The organism is Mesonia oceanica (assembly GCF_902499555.1).
GTDB lineage: Bacteria > Bacteroidota > Bacteroidia > Flavobacteriales > Flavobacteriaceae > Mesonia > Mesonia oceanica.
Window position 1 is genome coordinate 65,869 of sequence record NZ_CABVMM010000004.1, and the last position, 25,581, is coordinate 91,449.

General features: G+C 35.0%; 22 protein-coding genes. 13 read left to right on the plus strand and 9 right to left on the minus strand.

Translation table 11 applies throughout. The annotated features are described in order from the left end of the window. Positions 1-67 precede the first annotated feature (67 nt). The gene (locus FVB9532_RS05760; RefSeq protein ID WP_150544256.1) at positions 68-2,407 is read left to right on the plus strand and encodes a T9SS type B sorting domain-containing protein; all 2,340 of its coding nucleotides are present in this window, start codon (positions 68-70) and stop codon (positions 2,405-2,407) included. 105 nt (positions 2,408-2,512) lie between these two features. Continuing rightward, complete coding sequence (uvrB, locus tag FVB9532_RS05765; protein ID WP_150544257.1) at positions 2,513-4,519, plus strand: excinuclease ABC subunit UvrB; 2,007 nt, start codon at positions 2,513-2,515, stop codon at positions 4,517-4,519. 152 nt (positions 4,520-4,671) lie between these two features. Here the strand turns inward: uvrB and FVB9532_RS05770 are convergent, their stop codons facing one another. Beyond that, positions 4,672-5,115 (minus strand): Hsp20/alpha crystallin family protein, encoded by a 444-nt coding sequence (locus FVB9532_RS05770; protein ID WP_150544258.1) that lies wholly within the window; start codon positions 5,113-5,115, stop codon positions 4,672-4,674. Positions 5,116-5,313: 198 nt separating this feature from the next. Here FVB9532_RS05770 and FVB9532_RS05775 point away from each other — a divergent pair, with 198 nt between their 5' ends. The 3 genes from FVB9532_RS05775 (at position 5,314) to FVB9532_RS05785 (ending at position 7,654) form a co-directional block, all read left to right on the plus strand. Continuing rightward, positions 5,314-6,603 (plus strand): DUF2254 domain-containing protein, encoded by a 1,290-nt coding sequence (locus FVB9532_RS05775; protein WP_150544259.1) that lies wholly within the window; start codon positions 5,314-5,316, stop codon positions 6,601-6,603. A 44-nt stretch (positions 6,604-6,647) separates the two neighbouring features. Then, positions 6,648-6,887 carry a DUF1456 family protein gene (locus FVB9532_RS05780; protein WP_150544260.1) on the plus strand — a complete coding sequence of 80 codons (240 nt, stop codon included), beginning with the start codon at positions 6,648-6,650 and terminating at the stop codon, positions 6,885-6,887. Positions 6,888-6,961: 74 nt separating this feature from the next. Then, positions 6,962-7,654, plus strand: a complete 693-nt coding sequence (locus FVB9532_RS05785; protein ID WP_150544261.1) for a phosphoadenylyl-sulfate reductase — start codon at positions 6,962-6,964, stop codon at positions 7,652-7,654. Between the two features lie 29 nt (positions 7,655-7,683). Here FVB9532_RS05785 and FVB9532_RS05790 read toward each other — a convergent pair whose 3' ends face one another. Together FVB9532_RS05790 and sucC are read right to left on the minus strand one after the other, a co-directional pair. After that, a complete protein-coding gene (locus FVB9532_RS05790) occupies positions 7,684-8,082 on the minus strand; it encodes a response regulator (RefSeq protein WP_150544262.1) in 399 nt (132 codons plus the stop codon). 173 nt (positions 8,083-8,255) lie between these two features. Then, on the minus strand, positions 8,256-9,449 hold the full coding sequence (gene sucC, locus FVB9532_RS05795; RefSeq protein WP_150544263.1) for an ADP-forming succinate--CoA ligase subunit beta: 1,194 nt from the start codon (positions 9,447-9,449) through the stop codon (positions 8,256-8,258). Positions 9,450-9,594: 145 nt separating this feature from the next. Here sucC and FVB9532_RS05800 point away from each other — a divergent pair, with 145 nt between their 5' ends. The 4 genes from FVB9532_RS05800 to FVB9532_RS05815 all read left to right on the plus strand — a co-directional run bounded on the left by FVB9532_RS05800 (position 9,595) and on the right by FVB9532_RS05815 (position 14,696). After that, positions 9,595-9,831 (plus strand): DUF3820 family protein, encoded by a 237-nt coding sequence (locus FVB9532_RS05800; protein ID WP_150544264.1) that lies wholly within the window; start codon positions 9,595-9,597, stop codon positions 9,829-9,831. Positions 9,832-9,916: 85 nt separating this feature from the next. Further along, positions 9,917-11,536: a CTP synthase gene (locus tag FVB9532_RS05805; protein WP_150544265.1), complete on the plus strand. Its 1,620-nt coding sequence runs from the start codon at positions 9,917-9,919 to the stop codon at positions 11,534-11,536. 132 nt (positions 11,537-11,668) lie between these two features. Continuing rightward, a complete protein-coding gene (gene yidC, locus FVB9532_RS05810; RefSeq protein ID WP_150544266.1) occupies positions 11,669-13,528 on the plus strand; it encodes a membrane protein insertase YidC in 1,860 nt (619 codons plus the stop codon). Positions 13,529-13,619: 91 nt separating this feature from the next. Beyond that, the gene (locus FVB9532_RS05815; protein WP_150544267.1) at positions 13,620-14,696 is read left to right on the plus strand and encodes a glycoside hydrolase family 53 protein; all 1,077 of its coding nucleotides are present in this window, start codon (positions 13,620-13,622) and stop codon (positions 14,694-14,696) included. 4 nt (positions 14,697-14,700) lie between these two features. Here FVB9532_RS05815 and FVB9532_RS05820 read toward each other — a convergent pair whose 3' ends face one another. Further along, complete coding sequence (locus FVB9532_RS05820) at positions 14,701-16,107, minus strand: fasciclin domain-containing protein (protein ID WP_194716493.1); 1,407 nt, start codon at positions 16,105-16,107, stop codon at positions 14,701-14,703. Positions 16,108-16,161: 54 nt separating this feature from the next. Between FVB9532_RS05820 and FVB9532_RS05825 the strand changes: the two genes are divergently transcribed. Genes FVB9532_RS05825 through FVB9532_RS05840 form a run of 4 tightly spaced genes read left to right on the plus strand, consistent with a single transcriptional unit; the run spans position 16,162 to position 20,676 of the window. Further along, complete coding sequence (locus tag FVB9532_RS05825; RefSeq protein ID WP_150544269.1) at positions 16,162-16,872, plus strand: toxin-antitoxin system YwqK family antitoxin; 711 nt, start codon at positions 16,162-16,164, stop codon at positions 16,870-16,872. A gap of 40 nt (positions 16,873-16,912) precedes the next feature. Beyond that, entirely contained in the window at positions 16,913-18,106 is a 1,194-nt protein-coding gene (gene mnmA, locus FVB9532_RS05830) for a tRNA 2-thiouridine(34) synthase MnmA (protein WP_150544270.1), read from the plus strand. A gap of 21 nt (positions 18,107-18,127) precedes the next feature. After that, the gene (locus FVB9532_RS05835) at positions 18,128-19,732 is read left to right on the plus strand and encodes a S8 family serine peptidase (RefSeq protein ID WP_150544271.1); all 1,605 of its coding nucleotides are present in this window, start codon (positions 18,128-18,130) and stop codon (positions 19,730-19,732) included. Continuing rightward, positions 19,732-20,676, plus strand: a complete 945-nt coding sequence (locus FVB9532_RS05840; protein ID WP_150544272.1) for an NAD(P)H-dependent flavin oxidoreductase — start codon at positions 19,732-19,734, stop codon at positions 20,674-20,676. Before FVB9532_RS05835 ends, FVB9532_RS05840 begins: the two co-directional genes overlap by 1 nt. A gap of 156 nt (positions 20,677-20,832) precedes the next feature. On the opposite strand, the gene FVB9532_RS05845 is transcribed toward FVB9532_RS05840, so the two are convergent. The 5 genes from FVB9532_RS05845 to guaA form a co-directional block, all read right to left on the minus strand. Further along, positions 20,833-21,084, minus strand: a complete 252-nt coding sequence (locus FVB9532_RS05845) for a hypothetical protein (RefSeq protein ID WP_150544273.1) — start codon at positions 21,082-21,084, stop codon at positions 20,833-20,835. 80 nt (positions 21,085-21,164) lie between these two features. Further along, positions 21,165-21,710 carry a DUF922 domain-containing protein gene (locus FVB9532_RS05850; protein ID WP_150544274.1) on the minus strand — a complete coding sequence of 182 codons (546 nt, stop codon included), beginning with the start codon at positions 21,708-21,710 and terminating at the stop codon, positions 21,165-21,167. After that, entirely contained in the window at positions 21,703-22,110 is a 408-nt protein-coding gene (locus tag FVB9532_RS05855; protein ID WP_150544275.1) for an OsmC family protein, read from the minus strand. Before FVB9532_RS05855 ends, FVB9532_RS05850 begins: the two co-directional genes overlap by 8 nt. A 1-nt stretch (position 22,111) precedes the next feature. Then, complete coding sequence (locus tag FVB9532_RS05860) at positions 22,112-24,031, minus strand: LysM peptidoglycan-binding domain-containing protein (RefSeq protein ID WP_150544276.1); 1,920 nt, start codon at positions 24,029-24,031, stop codon at positions 22,112-22,114. A 10-nt stretch (positions 24,032-24,041) separates the two neighbouring features. Further along, a complete protein-coding gene (gene guaA / locus FVB9532_RS05865; RefSeq protein ID WP_150544277.1) occupies positions 24,042-25,571 on the minus strand; it encodes a glutamine-hydrolyzing GMP synthase in 1,530 nt (509 codons plus the stop codon). Positions 25,572-25,581: the final 10 nt, after the last annotated feature.

Genomic DNA, 25,581 nt, shown 5'->3' on the forward strand with positions numbered 1-25,581 from the left:
AATATTCAAGGTAATAAAGGCATATTTTTTGAGGATTGTGTAAATTTGCAACCCCAAAAATTTTGCTTTGAAAAGACTTTTGCAATTTGTTCTTCTAATAGTTTGTTTTTCAACATATTCTCAAAATATTTCTGTTGACGCAAACACTTATTCCCCACAAGAACTCGTAGAAAATATTCTTATTAATAGCGGCTGTATTGATAACATAAATGTAACCGGAGTCATAGGCGGAAACTTCAATAATGATAAGAGCTACGGCTATTTTGAAAGAAATGGAAGTAATTTCCCTTTTGAAAACGGTATAGTAATGGCGACCGGAAAACTAAGTAATGTTCCTGGACCAAATAATTTCACAAGTAGTGATGATGCTTCCGGTTGGGGCCCGGACCAAGATTTAGAACAAGTCTTAGGAATCGATGATACCCATAATGCAACCGTAATTGAATTTGATTTTACTCCTAATGCGAACTCGATTCAGTTTCGTTATATTTTTGCTTCAGAAGAATACCGGGAAGGTAACATCACTACCTGTAGATTTTCCGACGTGTTTGGCTTTCTAATAAAGCCATTAGGAGGCAGCTATGAAAATATCGCTGTAGTTCCCGGTACCAATACCCCAGTGAAAGTAACTACTGTTCATCCTACAATACCCGGAGGTTGTAATGCGGAAAATGAACAATACTTCGGCTCTTTCAACGGCAGCAATCACCCTATTAATTTTAATGGAGAAACAAGACCTCTTATAGCTCAAACCAATGTGAATGCGGGCACCACCTATCATATTAAATTAGTCATCGCAGATGACTACAATTATCAATTTGATTCTGCGGTATTTCTAGAAGGAAATAGTTTTAATATCGGGGCCAATCTAGGAGGAGATCTCACTGGAAATCAAGCTTTATGTGAAGGGGAAACCTATCAATTAAATGTGAACAATAACGGAAATACCCCAACTAATCACGAATGGTTTTTAGTAAATAACGACGGAAGCGAAACTTTACTAGCTTCAGGAGCTTCAGAAAATACTTACGAAGTAAACAGTCCGGGAACTTATAAAGTAGTGGTTACCTATGGCCCCAATTGTTCAGCAGATGATACTATTGAAATTGAATACGTAGATTTCACCACACTTACCGATGAAACACTCACTGAATGTGATACTGACAATGACGGTTTAAGCATTTTCAATTTAAATAATGCCAATCAAAATTTAACCAATAGCAATCAGAACTTTACGGTAACCAATTACTTCCTTACCGAAGCTGAAGCTGAAGCTAATACCGATCCTATCAACAATCCGGGAAGTTTTTCTAACAGCTCCGCCAACCAACAAGTGTTTGCTAGAATTCAATCCACTTCCGGATGCACTACTGTAAGAAGCTTAACCTTAAGTACTTCTTTCGCAAGTTATGATCCTGTTTATTTGGTAGAATGTTTCCAGGTTGAAGACAATTCAATTTCATATCTATTAAATGATTCTCAAGGCGCTATCGCCAGCGAGACAGGGCTCAGTTCTTTTAGTGCTACTTATTATCCTACTGAAAATGAAGCACTAGCTGAAACAAATGTTTTGGGCAATAATTTTCAAGTTCAAATAACCAACCTCCCAACTTCGGTCTTTGCCCAAATTTCAACCAGTTCCGGTTGCCAAGGAATCATAGAAATTATCTTAGAAAGTATTCAGTCTCCCGAAATCAATTCTAACTACCAAGCTCCGTTTCTTTGTACCGAAAACGAAAACGGAATTACCATTGAAGCCGGAATCACCGAAAATCCTTCCACATTTACTTTTCAGTGGAATACAGGGGAAACATCTCCATCTATTCAAGTAGATAGCATAGGAACTTACGAAGTGAACATTACGAGAACGTTGAATTTCGCAGGAGAAGATTATAGCTGTACTTCCACCAATCAAATTACTGTTTTAGGCTCTGAAAAAGCGCAAATTGATTATGAAATTGTTGGGAATTTTGACAATTACCAAGCAATCATCACTGCATCAGGAACCGGGGATTATGTTTATTCTTTGGACGATCAGTTTGGAGAATATCAAACGACTAACACTTTTCCTGTTGGTGCCGGATCCCATAAAATTTTCGTAAAAGACCAAAATGGTTGTGGTATTAGCGTAAAAGAATTTAAAGTGTTAGGCTATCCTAGGTTTTTCACTCCCAACCAAGATGGGATTAATGATTATTGGCGATTAATCGGGGTGGAAAAATTCAACCCAAAAATTAAATCGGTTTATATTTTTGATCGCTTCGGGAAATTAATCACAGGCCTAAAACCCGAACAACGCTGGGATGGAAGTTTTAATGGAAAAAACCTCCCTTCCAATGATTATTGGTTTTTGGTGAATTTTATAGACGACTCTAATTTTAAGGGACATTTCACATTAAAGCGCTAGCAAATTGCTACTTTAGAAGTTGTAATCCTTCGGAAGCAATTCCGACAGAAACACTCATGATTTCTACTAACTGATGTAGAGAATTCAACTAAAGTTTTATACTGAATGAAATTCAAAATAAATTCTGAATACCAACCTACAGGCGACCAACCAAAAGCCATTAAACAACTCCGCCAAGGAATAGACCAAGGAGAACGTTACCAAACCCTACTTGGAGTTACTGGTTCCGGGAAAACCTTTACAATGGCCAATGTAATTGAAAAAGTAGAACGTCCTACATTGATCTTAGCTCACAATAAAACCTTGGCTGCCCAACTTTATAATGAGTTTAAAAGCTTTTTTCCCGATAACGCAGTAGAATATTTTGTATCTTATTACGATTACTACCAACCTGAAGCTTTTATCCCTTCATCAGGAACTTATATCGAAAAAGATTTATCGATTAATGAAGAGATTGAAAAACTTCGCTTAAGCACTACGTCTTCCCTACTTTCGGGACGTCGGGATGTTTTGGTAGTAGCCTCTGTAAGTTGTTTGTACGGTATTGGTAACCCAATTGAATTTCAAAAAAATGTGATTTCCATTGAACAGGATATGACCATTTCCAGAACCAAATTGTTACACCGATTGGTGCAAAGTTTATACTCGAGAACCGAAAGTGAATTTAATCATGGAAATTTCAGAATTAAAGGCGATACTGTCGATGTCTATCCTGGGTATGCTGATGATGCCTTTCGGATTCATTTTTTTGGAGATGAAATTGAAGAAATTGAAGCCTTCGACCCGCAAACAAATGAAGTTATTGAAAAATATGAGCGTTTGAATATTTATCCTGCGAATATGTTCGTGACTTCACCAGATATTTTAAATAACGCCATTGACCAGATCACCTTAGACTTAGGAAAGCAAGTCAACTATTTCCAAGAGATTGGAAAACCTTTAGAAGCAAAACGTTTGGAAGAACGCACCAATTTTGACTTAGAAATGATCAAAGAATTGGGCTATTGTTCCGGTATCGAGAACTATTCACGCTATTTAGATGGAAGGCAACCTGGTTCTCGACCTTTCTGCTTGTTAGATTATTTTCCAGACGATTTTCTCATGTTTGTTGACGAAAGTCACGTTACCATTCCTCAGGTCGGGGCAATGTATGGTGGCGACAGAAGTAGAAAAGAAAATTTAGTCGAATATGGCTTTAGACTTCCTGCAGCGATGGATAACCGTCCACTAAAGTTTGAAGAATTTGAAACGCTTCAAAATCAAGTGGTTTATGTCAGTGCGACTCCTGCCGATTATGAGATGAACAAAACCGGCGGTGTTTACGTAGAACAAGTGATTCGCCCTACAGGATTATTAGATCCGATTATTGAAGTTCGCCCGAGTTTAAATCAGATTGATGACTTAATTGAAGAAATTCAAGAACGGGTAGATAAAGACCAACGGACTTTAGTTACCACGCTTACCAAACGTATGGCGGAAGAATTGACCAAATACTTATCCCGAATAGATATTAGATGCCGCTATATTCATAGTGATATCGATACCTTAGAAAGAGTTGAAATTATGCAAGATTTGCGTAAAGGTCTTTTTGATGTACTGGTTGGTGTAAACCTTTTAAGAGAAGGATTGGATTTACCTGAAGTTTCGCTCGTAGCGATTTTAGATGCCGATAAAGAAGGATTTTTACGCAGCCAGCGTTCACTTACCCAAACCATTGGTCGGGCAGCCCGTCACTTAGAAGGAAAAGCAATTATGTATGCTGACAAGATTACAGACAGTATGCAAAAAACGATAGATGAAACCGAATACCGTCGTGAAAAACAGATGGCTTACAATACAGAGCACAACATCACACCAACAGCGCTTAAAAAATCCTTAGATAATACTTTAGCAGGAAGAAAAGCCGAACCTTATGAATTTGAACCGGCTCCCAACTTAAAAGCTGCGGAAGAGGAAGTGACTTATTTTAGTGAAAACCAACTGGAAGAACGAATGCGAATGATTCGGAAGAAAATGGAAGGTGCCGCAAAAGATTTAGATTTTATGTCGGCAGCGCGTTACCGTGACGAACTAAAAATGCTTCAAGAAAAATTAAAAGACAAGAAAGTATAAGTTGAGTTGTTAAATTGAAAAAATACCATAAAACGTTTGTTATTCATACAAACCAACAAGTACGCACCTTTCAATTTAAGCCAAACTCATACATAAAAAACGCCCGGAATAATCCGGGCGCTTTCAACTAACTAATCAAATCAAACTACGCATTATGAAATCTCAATCATTCGTTTAGCTTGCACTTTTGCTTCTTCTTTTTTAGGAAGGTTAATCAATAATACTCCATTTTCGTAGGAAGCATTTATTTTAGTACTATCTACAGTTTCCGGTAGACTAAATGCTCTTTTAAAAGTACTGTAGCTAAATTCCCTTCTGGTGAATTTTCCTTTTTCTTCTTCTTTATTTTCTTTTTTAGTTTCAGAAGAAATGGTTAACACATCCTTATCCAACTCAATATTAAAATCTTCTTTAGTTTTTCCCGGAGCAGCTACTTCTACTAAAAAGTTCTCTTCAGTTTCTTGAATATTTACTGCCGGAATGCTCACTCCAATATTATTTACATTCGAAGTTCCGCCTAACCAATCTGTTTTAAACATATCATCAAAAATAGATGGTAACCAATTGTCTGCTGCTGTTCTTTTTACTAAACTCATAACTTTTTATTTTTTGTTATTATTATCAATTTTATATTCTGTAAATAGCAATTTAAATACCAACACTATTTTTATGACTTTTTGACACATAACCACAATCAATTAATGACAAAATGGCGCTTTTTACGGTTAAAGAATGGTTAAAAAGTCAGTTTTACTTAATAAGAGTTCTATTTTAGCCTAGCTAACTCCACATAAATGAAATATTTATTTAATAAGTTCTACAGTTTTTTCAATACCATTGAAGGAAAGATTGCATTCTACCCTACTCTTTTCGCTTTTTTCGGACTCATATTTTCTTTAATTTCATTATCACTCGAAAACACGGGAATCTCAGATTGGTTAGCTTCAATTTATGACGGATTTATCATAGAGAGTGGCGACACAGCAAGAACGATCTTGAGCTATTTAACCGGCGGACTAATTTCCTTAATGGTTTTCAGTTTTTCCATGGTGATGGTTATGCTTAATCAAGCTTCCTCTAATTATTCCCCAAGGGTTTTACCAGGACTTATTTCTAACAAAAACCACCAATACGTTTTAGGGATCTATCTCGGGACGATTATTTACAATGTTTTTATTACCATAGCCATCAAAGCACCGGAAAATAATAACATACGCATCCCCAGCTTTTCTATTTTTATAACTGTTTTACTGAGCATCTTATGCTTAGGAGCTTTCATTTATTTTATTCATTCTATTTCCCAATCCATTCAGGTAAATAATATTTTATCTAATGAATATAAAAAAGCAAGAAAGAGACTAAAACACATTATTGAAATACAAAAAGAAGAACCCGAACTCACCTTCCCCAATACCGACAATTGGAAAAGTTATAAAAGTCAAAAAACAGGGTATTTTCAAAATGTTTCTATTAATAACTTAAAAGAGCTTTGTAAAGAAAATGAATTAAAACTTTCCATTTTACCGATAAAAGGAAGTTTTATTGCTGAAAATTCTGATATTATAAAAACCAACAAAGAGATTGACGACGAGTTAGCTTTAAAAATCTTAAGCAATTTTAATTTCGCGGAAGGTGAGTTTGTAAAAGACAATTATGTTTTAGGTTTTAAACACATCACAGAAATAGGTATCCGTGCAATTTCTCCTGCAATCAACGATCCTTCCACCACCATCAATACGATCGATTATCTTACCAATCTTTTAGCTTTACGATTGCTCAAAAAAGAAGACGAAATTGTTATCCTTGAAGACAAACAAGCTTGTATCTGGCTTTCAACCACTTGCTTTGATGAATTGCTTTATCAAATAATTCTTCCCTACCGCACTTACTGTAAAAATGATTTTAGTTGTATTCAGAAATTATTCTTGATGTTTTCATTTTTACTAAAACAAAAAACGGTTAACGACAATTACTATAAAGCCATACGGAAAGAAGCTAAGAATTTATATGATGATGTAAAATATGTACTTAAAAACGAAAGAGATTTAGAAAGATTGGAAGCAATCTATGGACAAATTGCTTAAATGTGCTTATATTTTTTAAATTTGCAGTCAATTCTAAAAAACTTATGGGATTAAACAATAACGACATCTTTAAAAAATTACGGGTAGCTCACAAACTTCGTGATACCGATATTATAGAAATCTTCGCTTTGGTAGATTTTAAAGTCACTAAAAGTGAACTGGGAGCTATTTTCAGAAAAGAGGGACATCCCAATTATCAAGAATGCGGCGATCAATTTCTTAGGAATTTTTTAAACGGTCTCATCATTCATTTAAGAGGCCCGATGCCGCCGAAAAAAAAATAATTTTACATATATTGTTTATATTGTAAATCTAACTTCATTTTTACGTCTTATTTAAGAGAACCCAAATTTGGTTTATGAACGAAATCACTGTTAAGAAAAGAGTTTTTACAGAAGAAGAGATAAAAGCCCTCAATAAAAAATACAAACCCCTTTCTATTGAAGAACGAATAAAAGAACTCTATAAAGACTTTGATGTTACCGAAGTGATGCTTACCAGCTCCTTTGCAGCAACTTCTGCTTTTTTACTGAAGCTTTTTTCTGATGTCAACAAAAAACAGAAAGTTTTCTTTATTGATACAGGTTACCATTTTGATGAAACTCTTAACTACAAAAAGGAACTGACCAAGAAATACGGGCTAAACGTAAAATCGATAAGTGCCATTAAAGAAGAACACGAGTTTACCACAAAAGATGAAACTTGGCGAAAAAATCCTGATTTTTGTTGTTCTATTAATAAAGTAAGACCGTTAGAAACCATTAAAAAGAATTATTCGGTTTGGGTAAGCGGTTTAATGGAATGGCAAAGTGATCATCGTTCTACTTTAAATATTTTTGAAGAACGTGGGGAGATTTTAAAATTCTATCCATTATTAGATGTCACCAAAGAAGAGCGAGATAAGTTTATAGAAGAACACCAATTACCTTTTCATCCATTAGTAGCAAAAGACTACAATTCTATTGGTTGTACACATTGTACGGTTCCAGGTGAAGACCGCTCAGGACGTTGGAATAATAATCCAAAAACTGAGTGTGGACTGCATTTATAAAAAACTGGATTCTATTTTTATAGTTTACGTTACTCTATTTGCCGAATAATATCTTTTATTCCACTTACACTAATAGGTTTGACCACATAGTTTTTTATGGCCGAAAACTCTTTGGCTTTCTCCCGATCTTCCGGAGTTTCTGAAGAACTAACTACAAAAATCTTCAATTTTGCAGGAATATCGATTTTAGTGATCTTTTCAAGAAATTGCCATCCATTCATAATAGGCATATTGATATCCAAGAAGATCACATCCGGCAACGTTTCTTTTTCCCTTAAAATTGCACTTAAGTGATCGTAGGCTTCTTTACCATTTTTAAAGATTAAAAAAGTATCACAATACCCCGAATATTCTAGCATTTTCTTTGTTCCGAAAATAAAAATGGGATCATCATCAATAATGCAAGCTAAGTTTATTTTATTTTTCATCTTAAAAACTTTAAAGGGAAGAGACCTTTTTCCTTCATTTTTAACTTCTACACCATCCATTAGGATTTCAGTTCAGTTAAGGATGATAACTAAATGTAATTTTGGTATTTCACCTATTGGAATAAAAAATCCTGTCCAAAATGAACAGGATTTTTATTTAGAAAAATTATTATCTAAGACAATACTTCGTGTACTTTATCTGCTGCTTCTTTAAATTGCACAGCACTTTCTACATTAAGTCCACTATTATCTATTAATTCTTTTGCTTTATCTGCATTTGTTCCTTGTAAACGAACAATAATTGGTACATTAATATCGTCACCCATATTTTTATAAGCATCTACAATACCCTGCGCCACACGATCACAACGTACAATACCTCCAAAAATATTCACCAAAATAGCTTCTACTTTATCGTCTTTTAAGATAAGACGGAAAGCTTCTTCTACACGCTTAGCATCTGCGGTACCCCCAACATCTAAGAAGTTAGCCGGCTCACCTCCTGCTTGCTTAATTAAATCCATTGTAGCCATGGCAAGACCAGCACCATTTACCATACAACCTACATTTCCATCTAAATCTACATAGTTTAAACCTGCTTTTTTAGCTTCAACTTCAGTTGGGTTTTCTTCACGCTCATCACGCATTTCTGCGTAATCTTTGTGACGGAAAAGTGCATTATCATCTAAAGTTACCTTTGCGTCTACCGCCATAATTTTATCATCACTTGTTTTTAACACCGGGTTAATTTCAAATAATGAAGAATCAGACTTATCATACGCAGTATAAAGTGCGGTAACAAATTTTGTCATTTCTTTAAAAGCAGCTCCAGACAATCCTAAGTTAAAAGCTATTTTTCTTGCTTGGAAAGGTAAAATTCCGGTAGCAGGATCAATTTCTTCTGTAAAGATTAAATGTGGAGTTTCTTCTGCAACTGTTTCAATATCCATTCCTCCTTCGGTAGAATACATAATCATGTTTTTTCCGTTCGCACGGTTTAATAACACAGACATATAATATTCTTCCGGCTCATTATCTCCTGGATAATAAACATCTTCAGCAACTAAAACCTGATTTACTTTTTTACCTTCAGCAGAAGTTTGAGGCGTCACCAAATTCATCCCGATAATTTCACCGGAAATTTTCTCTACCTCTTGTAAGTTTTTAGCCAACTTTACTCCACCACCTTTTCCTCGACCTCCTGCATGTACTTGTGCTTTAATCACGTGCCATCCAGTTCCGGTTTCTTCGGTTAGTTTTTTAGCCGCTTCTACTGCAGCTTCAGGAGTATTGGCAACAATACCTCGTTGAATTCTAACTCCAAAGCTATTTAATATTTCTTTTCCTTGATATTCGTGTAAATTCATAATCAGGTTTTTCTACTAGTTCTAATTTTGGTTCACAAAAGTAACAAATGTAATATTTAGTAGCAATATTTTTTAGGTTTTAAAACACTTTATTCAAATAAAAAAAGCTTTGTTTTAAATTGAATATGAAGTAAGTTTGGTTTTTATGCTGAATCCTGAAGAATTATTAAAACTCGCCTACGCCAAAATGTATTTTGGCAAGTATAAAGATTGGTACTTATCTGATGTTCCTGAACCTTATTTTGTTTGGTTCAATAAAAAAGGCTTTCCTCCGGGGAAAACCGGTGAACAAATGCGGGCTGTTTTTGAACTCAAAATTAACGGATTAGAATACTTGCTAAAAGAAATTAGGAGAAAGTATCCTGACCCCAAGAAAAAATAGCGTACAAAAAACGGGTTTATAGTAATAAAATAAATTGTTATTTGTACTTTTGCGCTCCGTATAGACAACAATTAAACAACCCAAAATGGCCGATACCAAGTATATTTTTGTTACCGGTGGTGTTTCTTCGTCTCTCGGGAAAGGAATTATCGCAGCTTCATTAGCAAAACTTCTTCAAGCACGTGGTTATAAAACCACTATTCAAAAATTAGACCCTTACATTAATGTAGATCCGGGTACGTTAAACCCTTATGAACACGGAGAGTGCTTTGTTACCGAAGATGGTGCAGAAACCGATTTGGATTTAGGTCATTACGAGCGTTTTTTGAATGTGAATACTTCACAGGCCAATAATGTCACTACAGGTAGAATTTACCAAAGTGTAATTGAAAAAGAGCGCCGTGGTGAATTTTTAGGAAAAACCGTTCAAGTAGTTCCGCATATCACCAATGAAATTAAACGTAGAATTCAATTGCTAGGGAAAAATGGCGATTATGACATCGTGATTACAGAAATTGGCGGAACCGTTGGTGATATTGAGTCTTTACCTTATATCGAATCGGTAAGACAGTTAAAATGGGAATTGGGAGAACACAATTCATTAGTGATTCACTTAACCTTAATTCCTTATTTATCGGCTGCCAAAGAATTAAAAACTAAACCAACCCAACATAGTGTAAAAACCTTAATGGAAAGCGGAATTAGCGCTGATATTTTGGTTTGTAGAACCGAGCACGAAATTGGCGATGACCTTCGTGAAAAACTAGCATTATTCTGTAATGTGAAAAAAGAAGCCGTGATTCAATCTATCGATGCTTCTACCATTTACGATGTACCTAACTTAATGTTGGAAGAAGGTTTAGATACCATTACCCTAGAAAAATTAGCCTTAACCAACAATACAACTCCAAATCTTACCAATTGGAATAAGTTTGTTAACCGCCATAAAAATCCAAAATCTGAAGTAACCATTGGTTTAATTGGGAAATATGTAGAATTGCAGGATTCCTATAAGTCAATTTTAGAATCATTTATTCATGCCGGAGCTGAAAATGAAGTAAAGGTGAATATTAAAAGTATTCATTCTGAATTCATCGACATCGACAGCAAGAAAAAAGTAGAAGATTTAGATGGTATTCTTGTGGCTCCCGGTTTTGGAGAACGTGGGATTGAAGGAAAAATTGAAGCCGTTAAATATGCCAGGGAAAACAAATTACCCTTCTTTGGGATTTGCCTAGGAATGCAAATGGCTGTCATTGAATATGCGCGAAATATCTTGAAGATTGAAGACGCCAATTCTACCGAGATGGACGAGCAGACCAAAAATCCGGTCATCGATATCATGGAAAGCCAGAAAAACATTACCCAAATGGGCGGTACGATGCGTTTAGGAGCTTGGGATTGTGAATTAGTAGAGGGTTCTTTAATCCATCAAGTTTACGGAAAAACAAAAATTAGTGAAAGACACCGTCACCGTTACGAATACAACAATAAGTTTAAAGAGCGTTTAGAAGAAGCCGGATTAGTGAATTCTGGAATTAATCCGCAAACAGGATTAGTGGAAGTAGTTGAGTTGCCTAACCACCCTTGGTTTATAGGAGTTCAATACCATCCGGAATATAAAAGCACGGTGAAATCTCCGCATCCTTTATTTATAAGTTTTGTAAAAGCTGCCAAAGAATACGCTAAAAAGCGTAAAAAATAATGTCATCTTGGCATTTATGCTATAATGGCTACTTTTTTGACTAACAAAAAGTTGAAATCTTATATGGTTTTTTAAGTTGAAATCAAGACTTTTGCAAACCTTAAATTATAAAAATTACCTTGTTCCCTATTTATGGAAAATAAAAAATTTGATCTAAATTCAATAATTGGATTTTTATTGATTGGTGCCATCCTTATTTGGATGCTATACACTAACCAAGACCAAGAAACAAAAACAACTGAAGCCGGAACCCCGGAAAATCAAGAAGAAGTGATCATCAACAGCGAAGATAATGCTGCGATTACTACAACTGAAAATAACAAACCCGCCACCGATTCGCTAACACAAGCGCAAGCAAAAAGTGAATTAGGAGCATTTGCTTATTCTGCGGGATTACCTTCAGCAACCAATAACACAACTACCCTAGAAAACGATGTTCTTGAATTAAAAGTAAGTAATAAAGGTGGGCAGATTGTTGAAGCAAAACTAAAAAACGAAACTACTTATACTGGAGAAAATGTTTATTTGGTGAGAGACGGAAATGCTTCTTTCAACCTTCAACTGAACACTTCAGACAACCGGGTCTTAGAAACCAAAAATTTATTTTTTGAGCCTAAATTAACTGAAAGTGGAGAGAATACCGTTCTTTCGATGAAGTTAAAAGCTGCAGACAATAAATATTTAGAATACATTTACACCTTAAAACCGGGCAATTATATGATGGATTTTGCGATCCGTTCGCAAGGTTTAAACAATGTAATTAATAGTGGCCAAGATGTACTTTTAGATTGGCAACTGAAAGCTTACCGTCATTCAAAAAGTATTTCTTACGAAAATAGATATACTGAATTACAATGGATGTACGAAGGTGACAACGATGATTCTTCAGGACAAGGTAGCTTAGAAGAAGATGAAGATGTAGATATTGACTGGATAGCTTTTAGACAACACTTCTTCACCTCTATTTTATTAACCGATGCTCCTTTTGAAAAAGCAAAATTCACTTCTGAAAACTTAGTAAAAGATGAAGATGTAGACACCACTTACCTAAAGAGTTTTGCTGCCAATATTCCCTTAAAATTAAAAGGAGGCGAATTAAATGAAAACTTAAACTGGTATTACGGTCCTACCGACTATAAAATATTAAACGATTACGATCGTGATCTTGATGAAATTGTTCCCTTAGGTTGGGGAATCTTTGGATGGATCAATAAAGGATTGATTATCCCATTCTTTAATTTCCTAATCAGCTTTTTACCTGCCGGAATTGCGATTATCTTTTTAACGATTTCCGTAAAACTATTATTATCTCCCGTACAGTACAAGCAATACGTTTCTCAGGCTAAAATGAAAGTATTACGACCTGAGATTAACGAGATCAACGAGAAGTACAAAGATAATGCGATGAAGAAGCAGCAAGAAACGATGAAGCTGTATAGCAAAGCTGGAGCCAGTCCTATGAGTGGTTGTTTACCTGCCTTAATGCAGATTCCTGTGTTCTATGCTTTATTTAACTTTTTCCCAAGTGTTTTTGAACTTCGACAAAAAGGATTTTTATGGGCAGACGATTTATCGAGCTACGATGTAATTGCTGAATTACCTTTTAAAATTCCTTTTTACGGCGACCACATTAGTTTATTCCCAATTTTGGCCTCAGTAGCTATCTTTATTTATATGACGATGACTACCGGGCAAAGCATGCAACAAGCTCAACAACCGGGAATGCCGAACATGAAATTTATTATGTACCTATCGCCATTATTTATGTTGGTATTCTTTAATAACTACGCTAGTGGACTTTCGCTGTATTACTTCACTTCTAACTTAATTACTATTGGGATTATGTTAGTGATCAAGAATTTTATTATTGATGAAGATAAAATTCACGCGAAGATTCAAGAGAATAAGAAAAAACCTAAGAAAAAAGGGAAGTTCGCACGTAAATTCCAAGAAATGATGGAACAAGCCGAACAACAAAAGAACAAAAAATAATTCAACCTATATTTTTAATTTTAGAATCCCTGAAAAGAAATATTTCAGGGATTTTTTTGTTACTTGAAACACCGCAAAAACAATAATTCAAATGAAATTTTCAACTTGCTTTTTAATTTTATTAAGCCTACTTACCTCCTGCGAAAGTGAAGAGGACATTTCAACAGAAATAGATCAACAGGAAGATAATTTTATTTCGGCAGTAGATATTTCCAGCTTTCCAGAAATAGAAAGCACCCACCCCCTATTTTATGATAGGAATGGTGAAGAAACAGATTTTTTAAGCATTCTTAAGAAAAATGGAGTTAATACCATCAGGTTAAGATTATGGGTAAATCCTGTCCATCAACATTCCACCTACCAAGAAGTAAAAACATTTACAGAAAGGCTTCGTCATTTAGGTTTCAAAATATGGCTAACGCTTCACTATTCAGACACTTGGGCAGATCCTGCTCAACAAGAAACACCTTTAGCCTGGCAAGAGTTGAGCTATAAGCAATTGAAAAATAAAGTTTCAACTTATACTAAAACTATTGCTGAAGAAATACAGCCTGACTTCATTCAAATAGGAAATGAAATCAACTCCGGTTTTTTACATCCCAAGGGAAATCTAACCGATTATCCTACTCAATTTAAAGAATTAATGACCTTGGCAATTGCAGAAGTAAGAGATAATTCACCCAATTCTAAAATCATTATTCATTACGCCGGATTAAACCAAGTAAATGAATTTTACAGTGAATTAAATAACTTGGATTACGACATCATTGGTTTATCGTATTATCCTATTTGGCATGGAAAAGAACTCCTTCAATTAGATGAAACCTTGAAGAGTTTAAGTAACAATTTCAACAACAAAAAAATAATCATTGCTGAAACTGCTTATCCTTTTACTTTAGATTGGAACGATTGGACCAACAATATTCTAGGACAAGAAGACCAACTTATTTTACCGGAATATCCTGCAACTCCACAGGGACAAGCACAATTCATTAATACCCTTAAAAACATCGTTGCTAAAACTCCAAACGGAATTGGGTTCTGTTATTGGGGTGCAGAGTTAATTGCTTGGAAAGGGGAAGAAGCAGAAGATGCATCTTCTTGGGAAAACCAAGCTTTATTCGATTTTGAAAACCAAGCGCTTCCTGTAATTAAAGAATTTAAATAGTTTATTAGGGCAACAATACGGTATCTATTTTAAACAAACTACCATTCATGGCTTGTGCACGTTTATCTAAAATATTAGAAGTACGTTGATTGCTATCCATTAAACTTGGTGATTCAGTATCGATAGAAATATCTCCTCCTAATGTAGTTATAGTAGAAGAATTATAATTGTTCAATTCTAAATCCAGATTGGGAGCGATATGTAAGTTTAATATAGAAATTAAATTCGCTTCAGAAAGTTCTTCTAAAGACGCATTTTGTTCAGGATAGAGTTCTATTAATACATCTTCAAAAGCTTCATTAATGGGAGCAAAAACTGTATAAGGCGTTTGGGAATCATTCATAGTTGCCAATCTTCCCAAATAATCTTCACTCACTATATCTTCCCTATTAAATGCTTCTACTAAAGTGTTTAAATCATTATCGGCATTAATAAAATCGGTTAATGTTGGTAGTGTCAATACATCGCTCAACGCATGAATCACCCCATTAGTAGTCACAATATCTTGCACGGTAATCGATGCAGTTCCATTGAGCAATAAACCTACTTCTTTATTCACATATAAACTAAGAGCTTTCTCTTCGTTATTAATGTTTAGTGTGGCTAACGTATTGGTATATCCTGTTTTTAATCGGGAAGTAATCATTAAACCATCCAGCGCATGATAACTAAAAAACTGATTGATTTCATCAGAACTCAAATTAGCATTCTCCCAATAAGTCGTGAACAAATCAGCTGAAGGAATGAAAAGCGTCTTATTTTCTTCGGAAGTAAATTCGTTTATAATTTCAGCATTATTTTGAAGTGCAGCTTCATAAAATGGGCTTAAGTTAATATCGGCTTCCAAAAAAGTTTCCAAGGTAGGCAAACCTAAAACACCATTAATTTCGTGGAATAATCCGTTATCAACTTCAATATCAGTTTGTGTAAATTCTACATTTCCATTAAACCTAACATTATCTTCTTGAGCGTTTATCAATAAATTCAAATTAGTTTCAGTACTATCAGTAAGCGGAACTGCAGAAAGTGTTTTTAGATATCCAGTTACAAAATTCTCTTCGTAAGTAATGGTTTCCAATAAATGATACCTTACCAAACTAAAAGCTTCGGCTTCTGTAATTTCTTCGATTCCTGAAATATTATTCGCTTGAAAATAGGTTTCCATGGCTTCATTATTAGGAGCAAGAATAGTTAAACTCCCTGAATTCCCATCTAAAGCAGCATCGTAATTCGCTTTTTCAATTAATTGTTGAAACAAACTATACTCCGGGTTCTTAGCTATATATTCAATGATAGAATTATTTCCCTCAATTACATTCCCATTATCGTCATCATCAACACAACTTACCATCAATAGGAGAAATAAAAATAAAGGAACTATTTTTGTTACTTTTAAAATAATTTTATTCATCATTACGTTTTAAAATTTCTAAACAAAGTGCCAATATACAAAAAACAACAGCTTATGTCTGCTAAGATCTTCAACGGTTTTTTTGTGCTTTTTATTTTAAATCCTTTATTGCTTTTTTCTCAGGAAAACCTTAATCAACTTGATGCAGAGGGCAAGCGACACGGAAAATGGATGAAAAAATTTGAAGGAACCGATCAAATCCGTTACGAAGGTGAATTTAATCACGGAAAAGAAGTAGGAACGTTTAAATTTTATGAAAAAGGAAATGAAGATCATCCCCATGCCACCAAAACCTATTCTTCCAATAGTGACATCGTTGATGCAAAATTTTACACTAAAAAAGGAAAACTACTAACGGAAGGGCATTTTAAAGATAGAAAAAGAACGGGAAAATGGACTTACTATCACAAAAAAAAAGAGGTAGTAATGATGATTGAAAATTACCAAAACGGACAACTAAACGGCGAAAAATCTATCTTCTACGAAAATGGTAAAATTTCTGAAAAGCAACATTACCTCAACGGAGTTCAACAAGGCGAACATTTAGTGTACGGCGCTAATGGGAAATTACTTCAATATTATACCTATAAAGACGGACAACTTCAAGGACTCTCTAAAATATACAACACAGAAGGTCAATTAATTAAAGAAGGAAACTACAAAAATGGACTTCGGGATGGCATTTGGAAAACCTATGAAAATGGAAAACTAACCGAAACCGAAAAATTCCCTAAAGAAAAACCTTCTGTAAGCAAGGGAAAATAAAACGACAAAATCACTAATTTTGTAAAAAATTTCTGTAGTCGTGAAAAACAAAAAAGTTGTCGTTGGCCTTAGTGGAGGTGTAGATTCTAGTGTAACAGCCTATCTTTTAAAAGAACAGGGATACGAAGTAATTGGTCTTTTTATGAAAAACTGGCACGATGATTCTGTTACTATTAGTGATGAATGCCCTTGGCTGGACGATAGCAACGACGCCATGCTAGTGGCAGACAAACTTGGAATCCCTTTTCAAACCATAGATTTAAGCGAACAATACAAAGAACGTATTGTAGATTATATGTTTAATGAATATGAAAGAGGAAGAACCCCAAATCCTGACGTGCTTTGCAACCGTGAAATAAAATTTGATGTGTTTATGAAAATTGCTCTTTCATTGGGAGCAGACTACGTAGCTACAGGACATTATTGCCGAAAAGGGGAAATCGAAATCAACGGAAAAACCGTTTACCAATTACTAGCAGGAAAAGACAAAAATAAAGACCAGTCCTATTTTTTATGCCAACTTTCACAGGAGCAACTCTCTAAAACCCTTTTCCCCATTGGGGAACTACAAAAAAGTGAAGTAAGAAAAATTGCAGCTGAACAAAATTTAGTAACAGCCGAGAAAAAAGATTCCCAAGGACTTTGTTTTATCGGAAAAGTTCGCTTGCCTGATTTTCTTCAACAAAAACTTCAGCCTAAAGATGGAGTCATTGTTGAAATTCCTGCAGGAGAAACTATTTATCAAACAGAAACTCCTACTTTCAATAACAAAGAAGAAAAATTAAGTTTCTTTAGTAAAAAATATACCTACCAAAAAGAGTTGGGCAAAGAAGTAGGAAAACATAATGGAGCTCATTATTTTACCAAAGGGCAACGTAAAGGTTTAGCTGTTGGCGGAACTCCAGAACCTCTTTTTGTCATTGAAACCGATGTAAAAGATAACATCATTTATACCGGACAAGGAAAAAACCACCCTGGTTTATTACGTAAAGGTTTGTTTGTAAATCAAGATGAAGTGCATTGGGTTCGAGAAGATCTAAGCTTACAACAAGACGAAGAAATGGAGGTAATGGCCCGAATCAGGTATAGACAACCTCTAGAGAAAGCCAAACTTTATCAAACTGAGAATGGTTTATATATCATTTTTGAAAATGAACAGACTGCCATCACCGAAGGGCAATTTGTAGCTTGGTACCACAAAGAAGAATTATTAGGATCGGGAGTAATTTCGTAACTTGTAGCTGAAAATTCAGCTATGAAAAAGTTATACTTATTTATCTTACTTTTAGTTTTCAGTAAAGTTATTCAAGCGCAAGAACAAGCTTGGGTTTACTTTACCGATAAAGAAAATGTAGCGGCAGCTATTGCCAATCCTATCACTATTCTTTCACAAGAAGCCATCGATAGAAAAAATCTGCACAACACACCAATTGATGCCCGCGATGTTCCGGTAAATGAAAATTATATTGCGACGATTAAAAATCAGCAAGGCATTAGCGTGATGGCCAAATCGAAATGGTTCAATTGTGTACACGTCATAGGAAGTATTTCAGCGATCAACGCTTTGGAAAATCTAAATTTTGTAGATCATATAGATTTTGCCGACAAGAGTTTAAATTCCAGACCGGCAACTGCTGATCAAATTTCCGAAGAAAAAGAAAGCCTTGAAATGTTAGAAGATTTCAACTACGGAATTAGTGGAATTCAAGTAGAAATGATTCGTGTAGACTACCTACACGAAAATGATTTTACCGGTGACGGAATGGTCGTCGCAGTGATGGATTCTGGTTTTCCAGAAGTTAACTCTTTAGGGGCATTTAACCGATTGGTAACTAACAATGGATTATTGGGAGGCTATGATTTTGTAAACAGAACGGAAGATTACGATGCTTTTACAGGGAACGATCACGGCACCAAAGTACTTTCTACCATGGCCGGTTTTGTAGATAATGAATTAGTAGGCACTGCTCCTGACGCTAATTATTATCTATTCAGAACAGAAGATGTTGCTTCCGAAACGCCAGTTGAAGAAAGTTACTGGGTCGAAGCTGCTGAAAGAGCAGACAGTTTAGGCGTTGATGTTATTAATACTTCATTAGGTTATCAGGATTACGATAATCCCAATTACAGTTACACTCCTGCTGATATGGATGGCAATACTGCATTTATTACTAGAGGAGCCAATATTGCGGTAGAAAAAGGGATTTTAGTAGTTGTTTCTGCGGGAAATTCAGGTAATAATGAAAATTTTCCAATTATTGGAGCTCCTGCCGATGGTGACGCTTTTACAGTTGGAGCGGTAAATGGAGAAGAAGAGTATGTTTCTTTTAGTTCTATTGGCCCCAATGCCAACGGAACTATTAAACCCGACGTAATGGCGATGGGTTATTTCTCTACAGTAATCAATACCGAAAATGAAGTAAGTTTTGCTAACGGCACTTCTTTCTCCTCTCCTATTATGGCTGGAGCAGTAACCAGTTTTTGGCAAATTGATCCTTCCAAAACCAATCTTGAAATTATGCAATTGGTAAGGGAATCGGCTTCACTTTATAACAATCCCACGAATGAAATGGGCTATGGTATTCCTAATTTCCAGTTAGCTTTTAATAGTCTTGATTCAACTGAGAATAATTTTCTGCAACTAAAAATTTACCCTAATCCTGTTCAAAATAAATTCTTTTTTGCCAATCGGGGAACTGAAAAAATTCAACTAGAACTTTATAATTTATTGGGACAATTAATTTTTAAACGAGAAAATATTTCTTCTGAAGTTGATATATCCCATTTATCCAGCGGAATTTATATAACGAAACTTCAATCTAATCAACAAGAAAAAACGATAAAAATCATTAAACAGTAATGACAAAAAATAGAATCACTTCACTTTTCAATATTGAATATCCACTTATACAAGCCGGTATGATTTGGGCCAGCGGTTGGAAACTTGCCAGTTCGGTAAGCAATGCCGGTGGACTTGGAATTATTGGCGCAGGATCTATGTATCCTGAGGTATTAAAAGAACACATCAAAAAATGCAAACAAGCGACTGATAAACCTTTTGCGGTAAACGTGCCGATGCTTTATCCTAATATAGAAGAAATTATGGATATTATCATGGAGGAAGAAGTTGAAATTGTGTTTACCTCCGCAGGAAATCCAAAAACATGGACGCCTATTTTAAAAGAAAAAGGAATAAAAGTAGTTCACGTGGTGAGCAGCGTAAAATTTGCCTTAAAGTCGGAAGCTGCTGGAGTTGATGCCGTTGTTGCCGAAGGTTTTGAAGCCGGCGGACATAATGGTCGAGAGGAAACAACTACGTTTACTTTAATCCCTATGGTGAAGCAAAAACTGCAAATTCCGTTAATTGCTGCCGGTGGGATCGCTACCGGAAGAGGAATGCTTGCTGCTATGATTTTAGGTGCTGATGGAGTGCAAATAGGAAGTAGATTTGTAGCTAGTAATGAAGCTTCTTCACATCAAAACTTTAAGCAAATGATAGTGGATGCTGAAGAAGGCAACACCCAACTTACTTTAAAAGAACTAGCTCCTGTTCGTTTATTGAAAAATAAATTCTTTAATGATGTTACAGAACTTTACACCAAAAACCCAAGTAAAGAACAACTGATAGAATTGTTAGGAAGAGCTCGCGCTAAAAAAGGAATGTTCGAAGGAGATTTAGAAGAAGGTGAATTAGAAATAGGTCAGATTAGTGGCTTGATCAATGAAATAAAGCCCGCTGCAGAAATTGTAGAAGAAATTATTGATGAGTTTAAAGAAGCACAACAAGCGCTTCCTATTTTTTAGAAATTTTGAAACCTCTGATTTTACTATTGTAATTTCATGAAGATTAATAACCTAACTCAAATTGTCAGGTTAAGCGGGATCAAAATCTATTGAATAGTTTTCGATCCCGCTCGACTTGACTTAGTAAGTTAATTTTCAGAAAAAAGCTTTGCTGTATTAATAACCTCCAGACTCCATCGATCCTAATCCGAATGCAGCTAGGCCAAATAAGGAGAAGAATAGGATACTTAAGATTATTCCTATTACGTATAATAATAACATTCCTTTTGCCCAGTTTCTACGAATGATATTTCCATCGTTTCCAAAACCCCATACTAAAAGCATGATTAAGCCAATAAGTGGCAAACTTGATACAAAAATGTATAAAGCCCATTTTCCCGGCGTAATTGAACTTGTTTGATTTTCCATAATTAATTAGTTAGTTGAAATTAATTTTAAATATAATGAATTTTTAGTTAAAAAATTAACAAAACTTATATCTAACTAAATTAAAATCTATAATCAGAGAGTTTCTCTAATGCGGTATCAACAAATTTTTGCCATTTTTCTTGGGCTGTAGGAATCATTCCGTGGTTGGTTTCTTTATCGTAAAGTTCTTGAGTTTTTACCCTTTCCCGTTCAATGCTACGATGAAGTTTATTTAAAGATGATTTGATTTGAGTAATTGAAGTTGAAACTTGAAAACCCGCTAAAGCTTTTCTCATTTTCCGAGCATATAGTTCTGATATATCAAAATGTAATTGCTCGTGTGCTAATAGTTGCTGGGAAGCTTTTTTATCTTTCACCCAAGATTCTTCAGGGTAAAAGTAACTTTTCACTTCATAAACAAATTCAGGTTGATCATTTACCGTTTTAACCGACCATTTGTAAGAAAAGCCTGAATTTGCATTGGCTTTAAACGGACTAGACCTTAAAGGTTTTCCTTTAAAATCTTCCCAAGTAAGTTTGTTTGACGACCATGCAACCCTCTCCTGAGCTTTTCCGATGAAAACCATACTGAAAAACAAAAAAGAAAGTAGTAGGATTTTATTCATCTAAATAAAAAAACTTAACTATTTTTTCTATATCAGGATGTAAACTATAATGTACCGGACAGGTTTCTGCGGTATGTTCGATGATTTTCTTCGTCTTATCATCGTATGATTTTGGAAAAGTAAGATTGACTTCTAGCTTAGAAATCCTACGCGGATTGGAAGCCATCGTCTTAATGACTTCTGCATAAGCACCATCAATCATAAACCCAGATTGATTGGCTTTTATTCCTATTACGGTAAGCATACAACTAGCTAAAGCGGTGGCAACTGTATCTGTTGGGGAGAATGCTTCTCCTTTTCCATTATTATCGGTTGGCGCATCGGTAATAAAAGTATTTCCACTTTTAAGATGTTCACATTCTGTTCTTAAACTCCCCTTATAAGTTACTTTAGAAGTCATATTAATTTACTACTTTAAGTTTTAGCCCTTCTTCATATTGAATGATGTAAACGGCATCATTATAATACCCGCCAATCATTTTTTTATGGTAATCAAACTTATTTTCCACATACTCAGTACTTCCTTTTAGCTCTAAGGCTTCGTATAAATCTTCAGCCATCGCCAATCTTAACAGCAAATCGTAAGTAACATCAAATCCTCTAACCGCATATTTATTAGGAATAATTCCGTAATCTTCTTCGTAATTTTTCACGAATGTATTTTCCTTGATGTTTTCACATTCTTTAGCAATCGAAGCGTACGTAAAGTTTAAATTACTTAAATATTCATTAGGAATTTCATCTTCATAAGGTTCACTTTTATCAGAAGTAAATATTCTTATTTTGTATTCAGGAACTTTAGCATTTAGATAAGAAATAGCATTACTGATCAATTCCATATCATCAGATTCTAAAATAATCCAGTTTTCCTGTTCTTTGGATAAAACGGAAATCAAATCTGAAGGTTGTAAATATTCTTCTTTAGCTTGCGTTACCACACGAGCATTAGGGAAGGTATAAGACAACTTATTTTTTAGATAGTTATGTTTCTTATCAGCTAAAATCAACAGGTTTTTTCCTTGCTTTAAACTATCAATATAAGTGATCAGGGTTTTTTCCATCATTAAATTAGATGGTCTTGTCTGTAATAAATTATCGTCACCTTTTAGGTCGGCATCAATTAATGGGGAAAGCACCGGAATTTGATTTCTATTGAAAAATCTGGAGGCACTTTCAACATTCTTAGTCAATAATGGACCTATAATAGCATCGTAGTTTTCAAAATCATTACTTCTTAAAATATCATCTAAGACAGAAGCACTTTTTTGGGTATCAAAAACCTTTGCTTTTACAGGAATGCCTAATCTTTCTACAGAATCTATAGCTGCGATTACTCCGCTATAAAAGTCTAAGGAAATTCTTAGTACACGATCATCTTTTAACAAAGCTTCTTTATCTACACTGTCATTTTCAAACTGCCGAAGTGAAAATGGGAGCATAATACCAATTTTCTTTTGTCTGCGATTGGTAATCATTTCTTCCAGTTGTATTCTTTTAGAAGAACCCATTACCAAGGTATCATTCACCATACTTGAAGGTTTTGGAATCTTCAAAGTCATTCCTGCTTTCAAACCTTCTCCTGCTAACATTGGATTATACTTGATTAAAGAATCTTTAGAAATATTAAACCGCTTGGTTAACCGGTAGTAATTTTCCTTTGGTTTTACTTCATAAGAAATAAAATCATCAGCGTTTTCTTGATTGGCTTTTGTATCTCTATTTTGCGGATTAATTACGTTTAAAACTTGTCCAGGCTGTAAAGTTTCTACACCTGGGTTCAACGCATTCAACTGTTCAATGGTCATTCCGTATTTTTTTGCAATCCCAAACTTTCCTTCTTTTGGCATCACAATGTGTTTTAAATTCTCAAACGTTGAATTTTGAACGGAACTATTGATGTTGATGGTGTCTTTTTTAGTAAAAATAGGAATTCTAATTAAGTCTCCTTTTCCTAATTCTTCTTGATAAAGATACTGGTTGTATTGCTTTAAATCGTCTACCGTAATATGGTATTCTCTAGCAATGCTATAAAGCGTTTCCCGCTTTTTTACTCTGTATTCTTTAAAATTTAAAACTGAAGGTTTTTCTAAGTTTCTTCCATCTTCAGACTTTCCAACTGGAATCACTAATACCGTTCCCGTTAAATTTCCTCGACGGGCATCTGGATTGTATTTAAAAATACTACTTTCTGAAACCTTATATTTTTTTGCAATTGAGGCTATATCCTCACCTCGTTTTACTTTGTGCGTTTCAAACTTTTGTGCAAAAGATTGAAGTGTAAACAGGCCTATCAGTAAAAAAAATAAGCAATTCTTTTTCATTCAGTTTAAATTATTCCCACTCAATAGTAGCGGGTGGTTTAGAGCTAATATCGTACACTACTCTATTAACGCCTTTAACTCGGTTTATAATGGTATTAGAAGTTTTCTGTAAAAAGTCGTAAGGTAAGTTTACCCAGTCTGCCGTCATTCCGTCGGTCGATTCAACGGCACGAAGGGCTACCACTTTTTCATAAGTTCGCTCATCTCCCATTACCCCAACAGAACTTACCGGAAGTAAAATGGCTCCGGCTTGCCAAACTTTATCGTAAAGTTTCCAGTCTTTTAGACCTTGAATAAAAACGTGATCTACTTCTTGTAAAATCCTTACTTTTTCAGCAGTAATATCACCTAGAATTCTAATTGCCAAACCAGGACCGGGAAAAGGGTGTCTTCCTAATAATTCAGGATCAATTCCCATTTCGGCTCCTACGCGACGTACTTCATCTTTAAATAACATGCGTAAAGGCTCCACCACTTTCAGCTTCATAAAATCGGGTAATCCTCCAACATTATGATGTGATTTAATGGTTGCTGAAGGACCGTTTACAGAAATTGATTCAATTACATCAGGATAAATAGTTCCTTGTGCTAGAAACTTTACATCGGTAAGTAAATGAGCTTCATCATCAAAAACTTCAATGAACACACGACCAATGGTTTTTCTTTTTTCTTCCGGGTCGCTAATACCTTGAAGGGCATCCAAGAAACGTGCCGAAGAATCAACTCCTTTCACGTTAAGGCCCATATCTTTATATTGGTGCAATACGCTTTCAAACTCATTCTTGCGTAAAAGCCCGTTATTTACGAATATACAATAAAGATTATCGCCAATAGCTTTATTTAACAAAACGGCTGCAACTGTACTATCTACTCCACCACTTAAGCCTAAGACCACTTTATCGTTACCTATTTGCTTTTTAAGATCTTCTACGGTCATATCTACAAAAGCTTCCGGTGTCCATTCTTGTTCAACACCAGAAATTTTCACTAAGAAATTCTCCAGTAATTGCTTTCCATCTGTAGAATGATAAACTTCCGGATGAAATTGAATAGCAAAGGTTTCTTCTCCATCAATTCGATAAGCGGCGTTTAAAACATCATGTGTACTTGCTAAACGAACCCCATTTTCAGGTAATTCTTTTATGGTATCACTATGAGACATCCATACTTGAGAATTTTCTGTAATCTCATCAAACAATAATTCTTTATCTTTTATTACTGAAAGATTTGCCCTACCATATTCTCGGGTTTTAGAAGGTTCTACTTTTCCTCCATGAAAATGAGCCAAGTATTGCGCACCGTAACAAACGGCCAACATGGGAACTTTGCCCCTGATTTTGGATAAATCTGGATGTGGCGCATCTTCTGCTCTTACAGAAAATGGACTTCCCGATAGTATCACGGCTTTAAACTCTTCTAAATTTTCCGGTAGTTTGTTAAACGGATGGATTTCACAGTAAATATTTAGTTCCCTAACTCTTCGCGCGATAAGCTGCGTATACTGTGAACCGAAATCTAATATAAGTACGTTATTTTGCATAGGCAAAAGT

Coding starts and splice junctions, on each gene's coding strand:
- FVB9532_RS05825 (WP_150544269.1), top strand. CDS start 16,162: ATGTCTGCTAAGATCTTCAACGGTTTTTTTGTGCTTTTTATTTTAAAT.
- FVB9532_RS05850 (WP_150544274.1), bottom strand. CDS start 21,710: ATGAATAAAATCCTACTACTTTCTTTTTTGTTTTTCAGTATGGTTTTC.
- FVB9532_RS05790 (WP_150544262.1), bottom strand. CDS start 8,082: ATGAAAAATAAAATAAACTTAGCTTGCATTATTGATGATGATCCCATT.
- guaA (WP_150544277.1), bottom strand. CDS start 25,571: ATGCAAAATAACGTACTTATATTAGATTTCGGTTCACAGTATACGCAG.
- FVB9532_RS05860 (WP_150544276.1), bottom strand. CDS start 24,031: ATGAAAAAGAATTGCTTATTTTTTTTACTGATAGGCCTGTTTACACTT.
- FVB9532_RS05815 (WP_150544267.1), top strand. CDS start 13,620: ATGAAATTTTCAACTTGCTTTTTAATTTTATTAAGCCTACTTACCTCC.
- FVB9532_RS05805 (WP_150544265.1), top strand. CDS start 9,917: ATGGCCGATACCAAGTATATTTTTGTTACCGGTGGTGTTTCTTCGTCT.
- uvrB (WP_150544257.1), top strand. CDS start 2,513: ATGAAATTCAAAATAAATTCTGAATACCAACCTACAGGCGACCAACCA.
- FVB9532_RS05845 (WP_150544273.1), bottom strand. CDS start 21,084: ATGGAAAATCAAACAAGTTCAATTACGCCGGGAAAATGGGCTTTATAC.
- FVB9532_RS05770 (WP_150544258.1), bottom strand. CDS start 5,115: ATGAGTTTAGTAAAAAGAACAGCAGCAGACAATTGGTTACCATCTATT.
- FVB9532_RS05785 (WP_150544261.1), top strand. CDS start 6,962: ATGAACGAAATCACTGTTAAGAAAAGAGTTTTTACAGAAGAAGAGATA.
- yidC (WP_150544266.1), top strand. CDS start 11,669: ATGGAAAATAAAAAATTTGATCTAAATTCAATAATTGGATTTTTATTG.
- FVB9532_RS05800 (WP_150544264.1), top strand. CDS start 9,595: ATGCTGAATCCTGAAGAATTATTAAAACTCGCCTACGCCAAAATGTAT.
- FVB9532_RS05840 (WP_150544272.1), top strand. CDS start 19,732: ATGACAAAAAATAGAATCACTTCACTTTTCAATATTGAATATCCACTT.
- sucC (WP_150544263.1), bottom strand. CDS start 9,449: ATGAATTTACACGAATATCAAGGAAAAGAAATATTAAATAGCTTTGGA.
- FVB9532_RS05835 (WP_150544271.1), top strand. CDS start 18,128: ATGAAAAAGTTATACTTATTTATCTTACTTTTAGTTTTCAGTAAAGTT.
- FVB9532_RS05775 (WP_150544259.1), top strand. CDS start 5,314: ATGAAATATTTATTTAATAAGTTCTACAGTTTTTTCAATACCATTGAA.
- FVB9532_RS05855 (WP_150544275.1), bottom strand. CDS start 22,110: ATGACTTCTAAAGTAACTTATAAGGGGAGTTTAAGAACAGAATGTGAA.
- FVB9532_RS05820 (WP_194716493.1), bottom strand. CDS start 16,107: ATGAATAAAATTATTTTAAAAGTAACAAAAATAGTTCCTTTATTTTTA.
- FVB9532_RS05780 (WP_150544260.1), top strand. CDS start 6,648: ATGGGATTAAACAATAACGACATCTTTAAAAAATTACGGGTAGCTCAC.